Source organism: Streptomyces sp. NPDC029014 (genome assembly GCF_055564695.1).
The window spans coordinates 20,694-36,848 of the sequence record NZ_JBVHVT010000088.1 but is presented as its reverse complement, the minus strand read 5'-3'; the positions used below and the strand labels follow the sequence as shown (position 1 = coordinate 36,848).

The window sequence follows — 16,155 nt, the reverse complement described above, 5'->3', positions numbered from 1 at the left end:
GGCTTGGGAGCTGGGTTTTTCCCCCCGGAACCTCCCCTGTTAACCCCCGCGCCCGGTGCCGGACCACGGCGTCGGCACCGGGCGCGAGCGCAGGTGCCGGGCACGAGCGCAGGTGCCGGGCACGAGCGCAGGTGCCGGGCACGGCGGAGGGCCCCGCAGCCGATCGTGCCGGCCGCGGGGCCCTCCCCTTCCCGGGATCCCCGTCAGTCCCCCGGGAAGTGGCAGGCCACCTCGCGGGAGGCGGCGATCCGCAGCAGCGGCCGCTCGGTGCGGCACACCTCCTGCGCCTTCGGGCAGCGCGGATGGAAGGTGCAGCCCGGCGGCGGCGCGGCCGGGCTCGGCGGGTCCCCGAGCAGCACGATCCGTTCCCGCCGCCGCTCGGCCGCCGGGTCCGGCAGCGGTACGGCGGACAGCAGCGCCCGCGTGTACGGGTGCTGGGGGTTCTCGTACAGGGCGCGCTTCTCGCCGATCTCGACGATCCGGCCCAGGTACATGACGGCGACCCGGTCGCTGACCCGCTTCACCACGGACAGGTCGTGCGCGATGAACACGTACGCCAGCCCCAGCTCCGCGCGCAGCCGCTCCATCAGGTTGACGATCTGCGCCTGGACGGAGACGTCGAGCGCCGAGACGGGCTCGTCGGCGACGACCAGCCGGGGGCTGGTGGCCAGGGACCGGGCGATCCCGATGCGCTGGGCCTGGCCGCCGGAGAACTCGTGCGGGTAGCGGTCGATGTGCTCCGGGATCAGCCCGACCAGGTCCATCAGCTCGGCCGCCCGGCGCCGGGCGTCGGCCGCCGTCCAGCCCTGCACCAGCAGCGGATCGGAGATGATCCGGGCCACCGTCTGGCGGGGGTTGAGCGAGGAGTGCGGGTCCTGGAAGACCATCTGGACGTGCCGGCGCAGCGGCCGCAGGGCCCGCTGCGAGAGCCGGGTGATGTCCCGGCCGTCGAAGGTGACGCTGCCCGAGGTGGGCTCCAGCAGCCTGACCAGCATCCGGCCGGTGGTGGACTTGCCGCAGCCCGACTCGCCGACCAGGCCGAGGGTTTCGCCCGCCGCCAGGTCGAAGGAGACCCCGTCGACGGCCCGGACGGGTGCGCCGCGGCGCCCGCTCGCGGACCGCCGGCCGGGGAAGGCCATGGCCAGGTCTCGTACGGACAGCAGGGCCGCGGGCCCGGTGTCCGCGAGGGTGCGCGGCGCCCCGGGGGTCTCGGCGGGGGTGTGCGTGGGGGTGGTCATCGGGCCGCCTCCTCGGGGGTGGGGGATCCGGCGAAGTGGCAGGCCACCGACCGGCCGGGTCGGTCCCCGTACGCGCGGAGGGCCGGGCGCTCGCCGGTGCAGGGCGTGGCGGCCTGCGGGCAGCGCGGGGCGAAGGCGCAGCCGGGGGCGGGTGTGAGGAGGGAGGGCGGGGAGCCGGGGATGGCCCGTAGCGGCTGGTCGTCGGCGCCGTCCGCGCCGTCGGTGAGGCGGGGCATGGAGTCGAGCAGGCCCCGGGTGTAGGGGTGGGCGGGGTCGGCGAACAGCTCGTCGACGCCCGCGTGTTCGGCGGCCCGGCCGCCGTACATGACGAGCACCTCGTGGGCGACGCGGGCGACGACGCCCAGGTCGTGGGTGATCATGATGATGCCGAGGCCGCGTTCCTGCTGGAGGCGGGCGAGGAGTTCGAGGATCTGCGCCTGGACGGTGACGTCGAGGGCGGTGGTGGGTTCGTCCGCGATGAGCAGGTCGGGCTCGCAGGCCAGCGCCATGGCGATCATCGCGCGCTGGCGCATGCCGCCGGAGAACTGGTGCGGGTACTCGCGGGCGCGGCGGGCCGGCTCCGGGATGCCGACCTCGCCGAGCATCTCCACGGCCCGCCGGCGGGCGGCGGCCCGGCCGGCCCCGAAGTGGACGCGGACGTGCTCGGCGATCTGCTCGCCGACCGTGTAGTAGGGGTGGAGGCTGGACAGCGGGTCCTGGAAGATCATGGCCATCTTCCGGCCGCGCAGCCGGGAGAGCTCCTTCTCCGACATCGCGGTGAGCTCCCGGCCGGCGAGCCGGACGGAGCCGGTGACCTCGGCGCCGCGGTGCAGGCCCATGACGGCGAGCGAGGTGACCGACTTGCCGGAGCCGGACTCGCCGACGATGCCGAGGGTCCGGCCGGCCGCGACGGTGAAGCCGAGCGAGTCGACGGCGCGTACGGGGCCGCGCGCGGTGGTGAACGTGACGTTCAGGTCGCGGACCTCCAGCAGCGGCGCGCCGGGGGCTGCGGGGTCCTGGGGGGCGGCGGGGGCTGCGGGGGTGGTCATCAGTACCTCACCCTCGGGTCGACGACGGCGTACAGGAGGTCGACGACGAGATTGGCGACGACGATGAAGAAGGCGGCGAGCAGGGTGACTCCGAGGACGACCGGCTGGTCGGAGCTGACGAGGGCCCCGTAGAACAGCCGCCCGATGCCGGGGAGTCCGAAGATGGACTCGGTGATCACGGCGCCGGCGAGGAGGCCGCCGAGGTCCATGCCGAAGATGGTCAGGATCGGGGTCATCCCGGAGCGCAGGCCGTGCTTGACGACGACGGTGCGCTCGGGCATGCCCTTGGCGCGGGCGGTGCGGATGTACGGCTCGGCCATCGCCTCGATCATGGATCCGCGGCTCTGGCGGGCGTACATGGCGGCGTACAGCAGGGCGAGGGCGGTCCAGGGCAGCAGCAGGTTGGCGGCCCAGCCGAGCGGGTCGTCGGTGAGGGCCTGGTAGCTGGGGTAGGGCAGCAGCCCGGCGATGCGGATCACCCCGTAGATGAGCATCACGGAGGTGAAGTAGACGGGGAGGGAGGCGGCGGCGACGGCGCCGACCATGAGGGCCTTGTCGGTGGCGGTGTCCTTGCGCAGGGCGGCGGTCACGCCGGCGCCGAGGCCGAGCAGGAGCCACAGCACGGCGGCGCCGACGGCGAGGGAGGCGGAGACCGGGAGGCGGTCCATCAGCAGGTCCCAGACGGGCAGGGAGTTCTCGTACGAGTAACCCAGGCAGGGGAAGTCGCAGTGGACGGCGTACTGGCCGGTGCCGAGGGTGCGGCCGGTGAAGATGCCGGTGAGGAAGTCGCCGAACTGGCGCCACAGCGGCTGGTCCAGGCCCAGGTAGGCGCGGACGTCGGCGATGCGCTCGGGGCTGCAGGTCTTGCCGCAGGCGGCCGCGGCCGGGTCGGAGGGCAGGACGTAGAAGATGAGGAAGGTGACGGCGGCGATGGCGAGCAGCACGCCCGCGAGGGCGAGAAGTCGGCGCGCGAGGTAGAGGATCAACTGCGGCCTCCCCGCGGGTCGAGAATGTCGCGCAGGGCGTCCCCGAGCAGGGTGAAGGCGAGTACGGCGAGGAAGAGGAAGACGCTCGGGATGATGAAGTACATCGGGTCGGTCTCGTAGAAGGCGACGGACTCGGCGATCATCTGGCCCCAGGACGGGGTGGGTGGGCGGACGCCCACGCCGAGGTAGCTGAGCGCGGCCTCGGTGCTGATCATGCCGGGGATGAGCAGGGTGGTGTAGGCGATGACCGGGCCCGAGACCCCGGGCAGGACGTCGCGGGTGAGGATCCGCCAGGAGCCGGAGCCGCCGACGCGGGCGGCGTCGACGTACTCGCGGTGTCTGAGGGAGAGGGTCTGGCCGCGGACGACGCGGGCGACGCCGGGCCAGCCGAAGATGCCGATGACGGCGGTCATGAGGGCGATGCGGTTGACGTCCTTGGCCACGGACAGCACGGCGATCATGAAGATGAGGGACGGGAAGGACATCGTCAGGTCCATCAGGCGGGACAGGACGGTGTCGGTGCGGCCGCCGAAGTAGCCGGCGGCGATCCCGGCGGCGGTGCCCGTGACGACGACGATGGCGGTCGCGGCGAAGGCGATGAGCAGGGAGACCTGGGCGCCGGTGACGACGCGGGCGAACAGGTCGCGGCCGGTGACGGGTTCGACGCCGAGCCAGTGCTCGGGGCTGATCCCGCCGAGGGAGCCGAGCGGCTGGCCGCCCAGGTAGGGGTCGACGGCGGACTTGTCGAACTCCTCCGGGGACCAGCCGCCGAGGGCGCTGAGCCAGGGTGCGGTGGCGGCCATCAGGACGAAGAGGAGGACGACGCAGAGGCTGACGCGGACGGCGGGGCGGCGGCGCAGTTCCTGTCGGGCGAGCTGCCAGGGGCTGCTGCCCGGCGGAAGGTCGGTGGCCGTGGCAGGGGCGGGCTGCGGGGCGGCGGTGCCGGGGGCGGGGGCGGGGGCGGTCATGGCGTTGGGTCCTGGCCGGTTCCGGGAGCCGGGGGCCGGGGCCCGCTCAGCCCTGGCCCTTCGAGGGGTCCTTGAGGCCGACGGTCGCGTAGTCGATGGTTCCGGTCCACACGGGGTGGCCGTAGGCGCCGGCGATGTTGGTGCCGACGAGGAGGGGCTTGCGCTCGAGCAGGACCGGGATGGAGGGGGCCTTCTTCATGATCTCGGCGTCGAGGTCGATCCAGGCCTGGTTGGCCTGCTTGGCGTCGGACATGGCGTTGATCTCGTCGATCCGCTTCTGCACGGCCTCGTCGCGGAACTGGCTGTAGTTGCCCTGGTTGCCCTTCTCCTTGATGGTCCGTCCGTCGAAGACGAACGGGATCCAGGTGGAGCCGGACGGGTAGTCGGGGCACCAGCCGGTGAAGGTCATGTCCGGGGTGGTGGACAGGTCGCCGATGACGTCGTAGTAGGCGCCCGGGTCGACGGTGTCGATGACGACCTCGACGCCGGCGCGGGCCAGGCCCTGCTGGATGGCTTCGGCGCGGCCCTTGTCGCCGGTGGAGACGGCGAGGGAGACCTTGAGGGTCTCCTTGCCGGCGGCCTTGAGGAGCTCCTTGGCCTTGGCGGGGTCGCCGGCCGGGGCGGTCTTCAGGGTGTCGGCCTGCTTGCCGCCGGTGAGGGCGGGCGGCAGGTAGGCGGTGGCGACCTCGTTGAGGGCCGGGCCGCCGGCCGCGGTGATGACGGCCTCCTTGTCGAGGGCGTAGTGCATGGCCTCGCGGACCTTGGGGTCGTTGAAGGGGGCCCGGGAGTTGTTGAGGTGCAGCATCGTGGTGCAGCCCTGGGACTCGGCGAGCAGGCGGGACTTGACCTCCGGCTTGGGCAGCACCTTGGGGGCGCTCTCCGGGCGCATGTTGGAGTACTCCACGGCGGAGGCGTCGGCGCCCTCGGAGGCGATGATCCGGTCGTCGATCTGGCCGCCCTTGAGGCCCATGACGACGACGAACCGGTCCGGGTAGGCCTTGCGGACGGTGTCGGTCCCGGGGTCCCAGTGCTCGTTGCGGACGAGGACGAGCTTCTTGTCGCGGTCGTACGACTCGATCTTGTACGGGCCGGAGGAGAACGGGCGGGCGTCGTACTGGGTGCCCTTCTCCTGGGACTGCGGGACGGGCGCGAAGGTGGGGAGGGTGGCCGTCGCGGCGAACTCGGCGACCGGGCGCTTGAGTTCGAAGACGACGGTCCGGTCGTCGGGGGTCTTGACGGAGTCCAGGTGCTGCCCCTGGAGCGGGCCCTTGTAGCCCTCGGTGCCGGCGAGGTACTGGGCGGCGTAGTCGGGGCCGCCGGTGAGGTCGGGGGCGAAGGAGCGCTCGACGTTGTACTTGACGTCCTGGGCCTTGATGGGGGTGCCGTCCTCGTACTTCAGGCCCTCCTTGAGGGTGAAGGTCCAGGTGCGGCCGCCGTTGGAGGGGGTGCCGAGGTCGGTGGCGAGGTCGGGGACGAGCTCGCTGCCGGCCTTGCCGGGCTCGGCCTTGAAGGTGACGAGGGTGCGGTAGAGCAGGCGGGTGCCGAAGTCCATGGCCGGCATGGTCCAGTTGCGGGCCGGGTCGAGGTGGGAGAAGTCCTGGTTGGACAGGACGGTGAGCGTGCCGCCCTTGACCGGGGTGCCGCCGAGGACCTTGCCGTCGTTGGCGGCGGCGGGGTTGGCGCCGCCGGCGGCGGCGGAGCCCTTCTTGGGGTCGGAACAGCCCGAGGCGCCGATTGCGAGAGCGGCCACGAGGGCGGTGGCGAGGGCGAGTTGGGTGCGCTTGGTCATGGTCACTCCAGTGCAGGGGCAGCGCTCTACGATGTGACCGGTAACATAGTAATGTGAAATTGCACTGACAAGAGATCAGCCCCGCCGTTATCCAGCCGTGTCCCAATTCCGTCCGCCGACGGGGAGTTGGGGGCGCCCGCCCACGCAGACGACCTACGCTGCGCCCCTCGGGCGTACCCCTGCTTCTCCCTCACCCGCGCTCCGGTGCCCGGCCACCCGCTCCGAGGTCACCGCGGCGGCGGGCACCAGCGCCTCCGTCGCCGTGTGGCACGCCTGGTCCACCTTGCCGCGCTGGAGCTGCGTACGGGCGAGCCAGAAGGCGTGGAAGGCACGGCCCCGCTGACGCGCCCGATCCTCTCGCTCCAGCGCATCCGCGATCAGCGGTTCGGCGATGGCAGCCTCACCGAGACGGCCATGCGCGATGCCGGTGTCCACGATGAGCTTCGGCTCATCGAAATACGTCACCCATGCCGGGTCGGAGTCTCCGGGTCGGATGCGCTCGAAATGGCCGTGCGCTTCGGAGATCGCCGTGTGCGTCGCTCTCTTGTCACCCAATGCGGCGTGGGCGAAGGCTTCCCGCATTGCCAGCATGGACCGCACCCTCGCTGTCGTCCCGCTCGCGGCCCGGGCTTGGTCCTGCGCGGCGGATACCAGTGCCAGGGCATCTGCCGGCTTGTCCTGGTAGGTCGCTTGCAGGCTCATACAGGCGAGCACGTTGGCCATGAACGGGTGATCGTCGATTTCCCGGGCCAGTTGCAGGGCCTCCGAGAAATAGGCCCGTGCCTGGTGGTACTGGCGGGCGTCGAAGTACGTCCATCCGGTGAGCCGTGCCAGTTCTGCGGCGATGCCGTACAGGCCGTGCTGTATCGGCATCGGCCGCTGGTCCTTCAGCAGCCCCTCGACGTATCGCAACTGGCCGACGACGGCGGAACGCAGGGTCTCGCCTCCGTGCTCGTCGTCGCGTCGCCAGTAGTCCTCGATCGAGGACCGAAGCGCCTGGAGCGTGGACGGGCTCGGATGGGTCCCGGCAGCCAGAGCGAGGATGCTGTCCACCTCCACCCCGGGTAACGCAGCAAGCGGCCTGTGCTCGGCAGGCGGGTGAACGGATTCCGCCGGCTCCCGGTCGGCCACGGCAAGCGCGGCCGGCGTCTCCCACTCCCGTCGGGCAAGCCCGAGCATGTGACCCGGGATGCGCAAGCCATCGGCGATCCGCTCGATCACGTCCATGTGGAGAAGCTGCCGCCGGCCCGCGATGACCTCGCCCACTCGGCTCGGCGTCAGCTCGCATTGCCGCGCGATCATCGACGGGTAGATGCCCGCCCGGGCCTTGACCGCGACCCTTCTGCACATGGCGAAGCGAACGAGGACGGCCGCCTTGAACGGCTTGGTGGGCACTCCCTACCCAGAGCGGACGGCTCTGGGCGGCGAACCCCGCGTCTTGATGACCATGCGGGTCTCTCGGGCTCTGGCAGGACGTGGTTGCCGAGCACGCGAGTCCTGGAAGGGGACCGGTTCGACATCTTCTCCGACCCAGGCCGCTACCCCCCGTGCAAGTGCCCCCGCTGCGGCGACACGCCGCTGTCGACGCGCTCACTGCGACCGGCGGCCGGCGAGCCGGGGGCGTCGTTCCGGGACGGATGAAGACCTCCCGCCGGAACCCCGATGGGTCCATCAAGATCAAGAAAGCATACGGAATGAACGAGAACGCTCACGCCGAGCAGAACAGCAGCCTGCTGATCGGCGTCCGCCGCATCACCGCGGCCCGCTCGCGCGCCGAGGGCCTGTCGGACTCCGACGGGCCGGAGGACACTCCGATGACAGCGGCTGACCTGTTCCCGCGCTGGCCGTCCCCGCCGGACTCCTGCGCCGAGTGCGCCCAGCACGTCGCCGACCGCTTCGACGCCCGGGTCGCCCGGGACAGGTCGCGCGTCACGGACGTGAACGTGCTGATCATGCGGCATCACCCCGAACGCCGGCGACGCCCGTAGGTCCGGCGCCGCCGGGTCGGGCTACAGGCCCGAGCCGAGGCCCTTGGAGGGCGGGCGGCCCACCGGTTCGTTGCGGGCTTCGGCCCAGAGGGAGCGGACGTGGCCCAGGTGGCGGCGCATGCATTCCGCTGCGCCTTCCGCGTCGCCCGCCAGCATCAGGTCCAGGAGTTCGAGGTGTTCCTCGGCGGAGGAGACCAGCTTGCCCGCTTCGTCCAGGCCCGTCAGGCCGTAGAGGCGGGAGCGCTTGCGGAGGTCGCCGACCGTTTCGACGAGGCGTTCGTTGCCCGCGAGGCCCAGCAGGGTGAGGTGGAAGCGGCGGTCCGCCTCCAGGTAGCCGATGAGGTTGTGCTCGCGGGCGCTGGTGACGATCTCCTCCGCGATGGGGCGGAGCTCCTCCAGTTGCTCCTTCGTCGCCATGCGGGTGACCTTGGCGACGGTCGGGACCTCGATCATCGTGCGCAGTTCGGTGTACTGGTCCAGGTCGCGCTCGCTGACCTCGGTGATGCGGAAGCCCTTGTTGCGGACGGGTTCGACCAGGCCCTCGCGGGCCAGGTCGAGCATGGCCTCGCGGACCGGGGTGGCCGAGACGCCGAGCTCGGCGGCCAGGCCGGGGGCCGAGTAGACGCTGCCGGGGCGCAGTTCGCCCGCTATCAGGGCTGCTCGGAGGGCATGGCCGACCTGGTCGCGGAGCCGCTCCTGGGCCTTGATGAGACTGTGCTGCTTCAGGTCACCCATTGCTTTTCCTCCGAGGCGCCGCACACGACCGACGTGCAGGGGAACAGCGTACAATGTCACGTTTCGCTGTTCTCCCCAGCGGCGGCGTACAGCGCCACCGCCACGGCAAGATCCTCCCAGGCCATGCCCACGCTCTTGAAGAGCTGTGGACAACCCGGCCGCCCGCCGGGCGGTATCCGGCCCGCGACCAGGTCGGCCAGGGTGCCGTTGATATGACCGGGGCCGATGGCCCCCTCCGCCTCCGGCACCAGCAGGTCCCCGGCCTCGCGCAGGGCCGCCGTCCGCGCCTCGACGTACACGGCGGACCGCCGCACCAGCGCCGTGTCCGTCTCGCGGGCGTCCGGCTCGTGCGAGCCGACCGCGACGACCACCGCGTCCGCCGGCACCAGCCGCCCGTCGAACAGCGGGGTGCGGGCCGTCGTGCAGCAGACCACCAGGTCGGCCTCGGCCACGTCCGCCGCCGTCCCCGTACGGGCCGGGACGCCCAGGGCCTGCGCGTGCGACGCCAGCCTCCGGGCCCCGACGGGATCGCGGGCGACGACCACCACCCCCGCCAACTCCCGTACCGCGGCCACCGCCTCGAGGTGCCCGTACGCCTGCGGCCCGCTGCCGAAGAGCACCAGCCGCAGCGACCGCCCCTCGGGGGCCAGGTGGCGCAGGGCCAGCGCCGAGACCGCGGGCGTGCGCAGGGCCGTGAGCGCGGCGCCGTCGAGGAGGGCGACCGGGTGCAGGGTGGCACCGTCCAGCAGCAGGTACGAGCCGGTGATGCGGGGCAGGCCGAGCGCCGGGTTGCCGGGCGCCACCCCGGCTATCTTCACCCCGGCGTACGCCCCCGCCGCGGCCGGCATCAGCAGCAGTTCGCCGCCCGGCGCCCGCAGCGAGCCGCGCTGCGGGCAGACCTCCGGGTCCAGCCCGCGGCGCAGCGTCTCGGCCAGGGCGTCGGCGGCCGAGGCAGGCGTGAGCAGCCCGGCCATGTCGGCGGCCCCGAACTGGCGGATCACAGCAGGAACCCCGGGCCGAGCGCGTCGTACGGGTCGAGGGTGAAGGTGTGCTCGCCGGTGCGGTACGCGGTGCCGGTGACCTCCGTGACCAGGCCTTCTCCGGCACCGTCCGGCCCCGCGTCCGCGTCCGCGTCCGGGACCGCGCGGCCCGTGAACACCGTGCCGACGACCGACTCGTGGAGCAGGTCCTCGCCCGGCCCGAGCCGCCCGTCCTGCGCCAGCAGCGCGAGCCGTGCCGAGGTGCCGGAGCCGCAGGGCGAGCGGTCGACCTGCCCGTCGGCGAAGACGGTCGCGTTGCGCTGGTGCGGGCCGAACGGGGTGTCGGGCAGCTCCTCGTGGAGGATCACCCCGTAGACGCCGGAGAGCAGCGGCCCGCCCGGGTGCCAGGTTCCGGGGTGGGTGGCGAGGGCGGCCCGGATCTCGCGCCCGGCGCGCACCAGGTCGGGCAGGGCGGCCCGGGTGACGTCCAGGCCGAGGTCGCGGGCGCGGACGGAGGCGTAGCAGGCGCCGGCGTGCGCGAGGTCCGCCTCGGCGAGGCCGAGGGTGGTGGCGACGGGCACCTTGCGGGCGGTGACCCGGGCGGGGACGTTGCGGAAGGTGACCCCGGTGGTGCGGCCCCCGTCCCGGTGCACGGTGGCGGTGACCCGCCCCGACGGGACGTCGATCCGCACCTCCACGTCGCCCTGCTCGGGGGCGGGGACCCGGCCGCTGTCCACGGCCCAGGCCCCGAGCGCCATGGTGCCGTGGCCGCAGGCGGTGGAGTAGCCGTCCTTGTGCCAGAACAGCACCCCGAAGTGGGCCCCGTCGTCGTCCGGGGGCACGACGAAGCCGCCGTACATCCCGGCGTGCCCGCGCGGCTCCTGTACGAGCAGGCGCCGTACGTCGTCCAGCTCGCCCGGGCGCGGGGCCGTCCCGGAGCCGCCGGGCCCGATGGCCGTGGCGCACCGCTCGGCGACGGTGTCCCCGGGCAGCGCGGCCGGGAACCCCGGGTCGGTGGTGTCGACGATCCGGAACGGTTCCCCGGCGGTGTGGTAGTCGACCGTGCGGACGGTCTGCCGGGGCTGCGGGGCCGACGGGGGCCGCGGGGCGGAGGGTGCGGGAGTCAAAGGAGGAACCCTCCGGGGAAGGGGTCGGTGGGGTCGAGGAAGTACTGGGCGGTGCCGGTGATCCAGGCCCGCCCGGTGACCGTGGGGACGACCGCCTCGTGGCCGCCGACGGTGGTCCGGCCGACGAGCCGGCCGGTGAACTCGGTTCCGATGAAGGACTCGTTGACGAAGTCGGTGTCGAGGTCGAGCAGGCCGCGGGCGTGCAGCTGGGCCATGCGCGCGCTGGTGCCCGTACCGCAGGGCGAGCGGTCGAACCAGCCGGGGTGGATGGCCATCGCGTGCCGGGAGCGGCGGGCGTCGGAGCCGGGGGCGGCGAGGTAGACGTGCTTGACGCCGGCGATGGACGGGTCCTCGGGGTGGACGGGACGGTCGGCGGAGGCGTTGACGGCGTCCATGACGGCGAGCCCGGCGGCGAGCAGGTCGTCCTTGCGGGCCCGGTCGAAGGGAAGCCCGAGGGAGTCGAGTTCGACGAAGGCGTAGAAGTTGCCGCCGTAGGCGAGGTCGTAGGTGACCGTGCCGTGGCCGGGGACCTCCGCCTTCAGGTCGAGTCCCACGCAGAAGGAGGGGACGTTGGTGAGGGTCACGGCGGTGGCCGCGCCGTCCTCGACGCGGACGTCGACGCTGACGAGCCCCGCCGGGGTGTCGAGGCGGACGGTGGTGACCGGCTCGACGGCCGGCACCATGCCCGTCTCGACGAGGACGGTGGCGACCCCGATGGTGCCGTGCCCGCACATCGGCAGCAGGCCCGACACCTCGACGTACAGCACGCCGAAGTCGGCGTCGGGGCGGGTGGGGGGCTGCAGGATCGCGCCGCTCATCGCGGAGTGCCCGCGCGGCTCGTACATGAGCAGGGTGCGGACGTGGTCCAGGTGCTCGATGAAGTGGAGCCGCTTCTCGGCCATGGTGGCGCCGGGGACCACCCCGACGCCCCCGGTGATGACCCGGGTCGGCATGCCCTCGGTGTGCGAGTCCACCGCGTGGTAGATGTGGCGCGTACGCATGGGGTCCCCCCGGTCGGCTAGTTGAGTCCCTCGGCGAGGGCCTTCTCGGTGGCGGCGCGGACGGCCGCCTCGACCTCGCCGACGAGCGGGAGGCGGGGCGGGCGGGTGGGGCCGCCGGGGCGTCCGGCCAGGTCCATGGAGAGCTTGATGGCCTGGACGAACTCGGTCTTGGAGTCCCAGCGCAGCAGCGAGTGCAGGGACTTGTACAGCGGCAGGGCGGTGGCCAGGTCGCCGGAGACGGCGGCCCGGTACAGGGTGGCGCAGGAGCGCGGCAGGGCGTTCGGGTAGCCGGCGATCCAGCCGACGGCGCCGGCGAGGGCGAGTTCGAGCAGGACGTCGTCGGCGCCGATGAGCAGGTCCAGGCCCGGGGCGAGCTCGGCGATCTCGTAGGCGCGGCGGACGTCGCCGCTGAACTCCTTGACGGCGACGATGCTGCCGTCCGCGTGCAGCCGGGCGAGGAGGGCCGGGGTCAGGTCGACCTTGGTGTCGATCGGGTTGTTGTACGCGACCACGGGCAGGCCCGCCCTGGCGACCTCGGTGTAGTGGGCGCGGACGGCCGCCTCGTCGGCCCGGAAGGCGTTGGGCGGCAGGAGCAGGACGGAGCCGGCGCCGGCCTCGGCGGCCTGGTCGGCCCAGCGGCGGGACTCGGCGCTGCCGTAGGCGGCGACACCGGGCATGACGCGGGCGCCGTCGCCGGCCGCCTCGACGGCGGTGCGCACGACGCGGGCCCGCTCCTCGTCGGTGAGGGTCTGGTACTCGCCGAGGGAGCCGTTGGGGACCACGCCGTCGCAGCCGTTGGCGATGAGCCAGGCGACATGCTCGGCGTACGCGTCGTGGTCGACGGAGAGGTCCTCGCGCAGCGGCAGCGCGGTGGCGACCATGATGCCGTGCCAGGGGCGGGTGCGGGTGTCGGGGCGGGACGGGCCGGGTGCGGGGGACTGCGCGGGGTTCTGCGCGTCGGTCATGTGAGAGCTCCCTCGTGTGGTGTGTGACATTTTACTAGGGGTTGCAATGTGGCCACAAGAGTCCGGACACCCCGTTCGGGGGGCGGGACGGCGCGGACGGGCCGCGGATCAGCGGCCGGTGGGTGGAAGATCGGCCGGCGACAGTTCGGCGGGCGGGAGTTCCGCGAGGTGGCGCAGCGACACCGGGCAGGACAGCGGGCGCCGGTCCGCGTCCGGTTCGCCGCCGGTGCACGGCGCCCCGGCGGCGCCGGCCCCGGAAGGTGCCGCGGCGGCGAGGGCGGCCACGGCCGGACCGCACATGCGGCCCTGGCACCAGCCCATCCCGGCCCGGGTGAGCAGCTTGGCGGTACGGGCGTCCCGGGCTCCGAGGTCGGCGACCGCCTCCCGGATCCGGCCCGCCGGCACCTCCTCGCACCGGCACACGTCGGTGTCGTCGCGCAGCCAGCCGGTCCAGCCGGCGCCCGGGCGGTGGGCCCGGCCCATCGCGTCGGCGAACGCGCGCAGCCGGGCGCGGCGCCGGGCCAACGCGGCGGGGACCGGCCGGCCCGCGATCGCGTGCGCCGCGATCTCCCCCTCGGCCAGGGCCAGTTGGGCGCCGCCGATACCACCGGTCTCGCCGGCGGACCAGACGCCGGGGACGGAGGTGCGCTGCAGCGCGTCCAGTTCCAGGGCGACGGTGCCGTCGGCGGAGCGGCGCGTGGCGCAGCCGAGGCCGGTGGCCAGCTCCAGCTGGGGCACGAGCCCGTGGCCCACCGCGACCGCGTCGCAGGGGATCCGGCGGGCGGTGCCCGGCAGGGGCCGCCAGTCCCTGTCCAGGCGGGCCACGGTGACGGCCTCGACCCGGTCGGTGCCGTGGGCTTCGGTCACGGCGTGCCGGGTGAGCAGCCGGATGTGCCGGTACAGCAGGGCGCTGCCGTACGTCGCGCCTTCGGCGAGCTTGCCGGGGTTGCGCAGCAGGGCCGGGAGGTGGGGGGCGTACGCGGTGTAGGCGGCGGCCTCCACGACGGCCGGCACCCGTGCCCCGGCCGCGGCGAGGGAGCCGGCCACCGCCAGCAGCAGCGGGCCGCTGCCGGCGACGACGACCCGCCGGCCCGGCAGGACCAGCCCGGACTTGAGCATGGCCTGGGCGCCGCCGGCCCCGACGACCCCGGGGAGCGTCCACCCGGGGAAGGGGAGCTGGCGCTCGTACGCACCCGTGGCGAGCAGGACCGCGCGGGCGCGGACCGTGGCGGGGAGCTCCTCGGGACCGGCCACGGCGTGCAGGACCCAGGTGGGGGTGGTGGTGGGGGTGGGGGCCGGGTCGTGCGGGACCACGGTCCAGACGTGGTGGGCGGCCAGGTGGGTGATGCGCCCCGCTGCCGCGTGGGCGCGCAGGGCGGCGTCGCGGGCGGCGAACGCGGCCCAGCCGTGGTGGAGCGCCTCGGGGCGGGCGGCGCCGAGGCCGGGGGCGGGGTGGCGGTAGAACTGGCCGCCGGTGCGCTCCCCCGCGTCGAGCAGGGTGACGCGGAGGCCGAGGTCGGCTGCGGCGACGGCCGCGGCGAGGCCGGCCGGGCCGGCGCCGACGACGGCGAGGTCGGCGGGGGCCGCGTTGTCAGACGGCGAGGTCGGCACGGCCGGTCCCTTCCTGGGTGGTGACGACGTCCCCGGGACGGGCGGGGACCAGGCAGGCGCGCTGGTTCGGGCGGCCGTTGACGGTGACGAGGCAGTCGTAGCAACTGCCGATGCCGCAGAACGCCCCCCGGGGGGCGCCGCCGTGACGGGTCGTCCGCCAGGCGAGGATGCCGGCGGCCCACAGCACGGCGGCGATGCTCTGGCCCGCCTGGGCGGTGAGGTCGCGGCCGTCGAAGCGGAGGAGGTACGTGGCCTCGGGGGTCCCGCCGACGAGTCCGCGGGGCGACCTTCGCGGGGGCCGCGGGGTGCGGGTGGGGTGGCTCATCGTGGTTCTCCCTCGGGGGGTGGGCCGTTCAGTGTCGCGCGGGGGTGGGCGGGCGGGCGGGTAGGCCGGGGGCCGCGGGGCGTGCGTCGGGGTGGTGGGCCGGGCCGCTGCACGGAGCCCTCTCCCCGCCCCGCCCTTTCTCCGTATCCCGGGGCTCCGCCCCCGGACCCCCGGTCCTCAAACGCCGGACGGGCTGGATTCACCGCGGGCCGGGCGGGAAGCGGTGCGGGTGGAACGGGGTCGGGTCCAGGGGTGGCGGGGTGGCGGTCAGGGCGGCGGTGATGAGGGCGCCCGTGGCCGGGGCCAGGCCGATGCCCGCGCCCTCGTGGCCGCAGGCGTGCAGCAGGCCGGGGACCCGCGGGTCCGGGCCGATCGCCGGGAGGTGGTCCGGGAGGTAGGGCCGGAAGCCGTGGTAGGTGCGCAGGATCCGGACGTCGGCCAGGACCGGGAAGAGCGCGGCCGCCTGGGCGGCGAGCCGGCGCAGGGCCTCGGTCGACAGGGAGCGGTCGAAGCCCACCCGCTCCCGGGTGGCCCCGATCAGCACCGGGCCCGCCGGGGTGCCCTCGACCACGGCCGAGGACTGGAGGGCCGCGGAGCCGCTGGCGACGTCGGCGATGTAGTCGGCGGCGTAGACCTTGTGCCGGACGACCCGCGGCAGCGGCTCGGTGACCAGGACGAAGCCGCGGCGCGGGAGCACCGGCAGGGTGACGCCGGCGAGTTCGGCGATGCGGCCGGCCCAGGTGCCGGCGGCGTTCACCACGGCGGGTGCGGCCAGTTCCCGGGCCGGCGTGCGGACGCCGCGGACCGCGCCGTCGGGCGAGCGCAGGACCGCGGTGACCTCCTCGCCGAGGTGGACCTCGGCCCCGGACGCGGCGAGCAGCCTGGCCGCGGCCTGGGCGGGTTGGACCTGCGCGTCCTGCGGGTAGTGGAAGCCGCCGGCCTGGCCTGGGGCCAGATGGGGTTCCAGTTCCCGCAGGTCGTCCGGGCCGGCCTCCGCGACGTCGACCCCTGCCGCGCGCTGGCCCTCGGCGAAGGCGCGCAGGGCCTTGAGCGTGGTCTCGTCGGGGGCGACGACGAGGCCGCCCTTGGGCTCGTACTCGACCTCCTGCGGGAGCACCCCGGCGAGTTCGCGCCACAGGCCCGCCGACAGGAGGGCGAGGTCGAGTTCCGGGCCGGCCTCCTTGTCGGAGACGAGCAGGTTGCCTTCACCGGCGCCGGTCGTGCCGCCGGCGACGGGGCCGCGGTCGACGACCGCGACGCGCAGTCCGGAGCGGGCCGCGTAGTAGGCGCAGGCGGCTCCGACGACGCCGGCGCCGATGATCACGACGTCCAGGGGGTGTCTCTTGGGCACGGCAGTAATATGTCACATTCTTTATGGGGTGCCTAGGGCTCG

15 protein-coding genes are annotated in these 16,155 nt (G+C 74.1%); 1 reads left to right on the top strand and 14 read right to left on the bottom strand.

The features are described from left to right. Positions 1 to 203: 203 nt before the first annotated feature. The 6 genes from ACZ4VL_RS33555 to ACZ4VL_RS33530 form a co-directional block, all read right to left on the bottom strand. A complete protein-coding gene (locus ACZ4VL_RS33555) occupies positions 204 to 1,238 on the bottom strand; it encodes an ABC transporter ATP-binding protein (RefSeq protein ID WP_468207719.1) in 1,035 nt (344 codons plus the stop codon). Next, positions 1,235 to 2,287: an ABC transporter ATP-binding protein gene (locus ACZ4VL_RS33550; RefSeq protein WP_468207716.1), complete on the bottom strand. Its 1,053-nt coding sequence runs from the start codon at positions 2,285 to 2,287 to the stop codon at positions 1,235 to 1,237. The genes ACZ4VL_RS33555 and ACZ4VL_RS33550 overlap by 4 nt, the downstream gene beginning before the upstream one ends. Next, complete coding sequence (locus ACZ4VL_RS33545) at positions 2,287 to 3,273, bottom strand: ABC transporter permease (protein ID WP_468207713.1); 987 nt, start codon at positions 3,271 to 3,273, stop codon at positions 2,287 to 2,289. Before ACZ4VL_RS33545 ends, ACZ4VL_RS33550 begins: the two co-directional genes overlap by 1 nt. Further along, positions 3,270 to 4,241, bottom strand: a complete 972-nt coding sequence (locus ACZ4VL_RS33540; protein ID WP_468207710.1) for an ABC transporter permease — start codon at positions 4,239 to 4,241, stop codon at positions 3,270 to 3,272. Before ACZ4VL_RS33540 ends, ACZ4VL_RS33545 begins: the two co-directional genes overlap by 4 nt. A 46-nt stretch (positions 4,242 to 4,287) precedes the next feature. After that, the gene (locus ACZ4VL_RS33535; protein WP_468207708.1) at positions 4,288 to 6,030 is read right to left on the bottom strand and encodes an ABC transporter substrate-binding protein; all 1,743 of its coding nucleotides are present in this window, start codon (positions 6,028 to 6,030) and stop codon (positions 4,288 to 4,290) included. Positions 6,031 to 6,183: 153 nt separating this feature from the next. After that, positions 6,184 to 7,380, bottom strand: coding sequence for a hypothetical protein (locus tag ACZ4VL_RS33530; RefSeq protein ID WP_468207727.1), 1,197 nt, complete (start codon positions 7,378 to 7,380; stop codon positions 6,184 to 6,186). A gap of 344 nt (positions 7,381 to 7,724) precedes the next feature. On the opposite strand from ACZ4VL_RS33530, the gene ACZ4VL_RS33525 reads away from it, so the two are divergent. After that, positions 7,725 to 8,018, top strand: coding sequence for a hypothetical protein (locus ACZ4VL_RS33525; RefSeq protein ID WP_468207705.1), 294 nt, complete (start codon positions 7,725 to 7,727; stop codon positions 8,016 to 8,018). Between the two features lie 21 nt (positions 8,019 to 8,039). On the opposite strand, the gene ACZ4VL_RS33520 is transcribed toward ACZ4VL_RS33525, so the two are convergent. From ACZ4VL_RS33520 to ACZ4VL_RS33485, 8 genes are all read right to left on the bottom strand, one after another. Continuing rightward, positions 8,040 to 8,753, bottom strand: coding sequence for a GntR family transcriptional regulator (locus ACZ4VL_RS33520; protein WP_468207703.1), 714 nt, complete (start codon positions 8,751 to 8,753; stop codon positions 8,040 to 8,042). Positions 8,754 to 8,809: 56 nt separating this feature from the next. Beyond that, positions 8,810 to 9,727 carry an ornithine cyclodeaminase family protein gene (locus ACZ4VL_RS33515; RefSeq protein WP_468207724.1) on the bottom strand — a complete coding sequence of 306 codons (918 nt, stop codon included), beginning with the start codon at positions 9,725 to 9,727 and terminating at the stop codon, positions 8,810 to 8,812. A gap of 23 nt (positions 9,728 to 9,750) precedes the next feature. Continuing rightward, positions 9,751 to 10,860: a proline racemase family protein gene (locus ACZ4VL_RS33510; RefSeq protein ID WP_468207700.1), complete on the bottom strand. Its 1,110-nt coding sequence runs from the start codon at positions 10,858 to 10,860 to the stop codon at positions 9,751 to 9,753. Further along, the gene (locus ACZ4VL_RS33505) at positions 10,857 to 11,861 is read right to left on the bottom strand and encodes a proline racemase family protein (protein WP_468207697.1); all 1,005 of its coding nucleotides are present in this window, start codon (positions 11,859 to 11,861) and stop codon (positions 10,857 to 10,859) included. Before ACZ4VL_RS33505 ends, ACZ4VL_RS33510 begins: the two co-directional genes overlap by 4 nt. 17 nt (positions 11,862 to 11,878) lie before the next feature. Beyond that, entirely contained in the window at positions 11,879 to 12,742 is an 864-nt protein-coding gene (locus tag ACZ4VL_RS33500) for a dihydrodipicolinate synthase family protein (protein WP_468207722.1), read from the bottom strand. A 192-nt stretch (positions 12,743 to 12,934) separates the two neighbouring features. Next, complete coding sequence (locus ACZ4VL_RS33495; protein ID WP_468207694.1) at positions 12,935 to 14,437, bottom strand: FAD/NAD(P)-dependent oxidoreductase; 1,503 nt, start codon at positions 14,435 to 14,437, stop codon at positions 12,935 to 12,937. Beyond that, the gene (locus ACZ4VL_RS33490; RefSeq protein WP_468207691.1) at positions 14,418 to 14,762 is read right to left on the bottom strand and encodes a (2Fe-2S)-binding protein; all 345 of its coding nucleotides are present in this window, start codon (positions 14,760 to 14,762) and stop codon (positions 14,418 to 14,420) included. The genes ACZ4VL_RS33495 and ACZ4VL_RS33490 overlap by 20 nt, the downstream gene beginning before the upstream one ends. A gap of 199 nt (positions 14,763 to 14,961) precedes the next feature. Beyond that, complete coding sequence (locus ACZ4VL_RS33485; RefSeq protein WP_468207688.1) at positions 14,962 to 16,113, bottom strand: NAD(P)/FAD-dependent oxidoreductase; 1,152 nt, start codon at positions 16,111 to 16,113, stop codon at positions 14,962 to 14,964. Between the last annotated feature and the right edge of the window lie 42 nt (positions 16,114 to 16,155).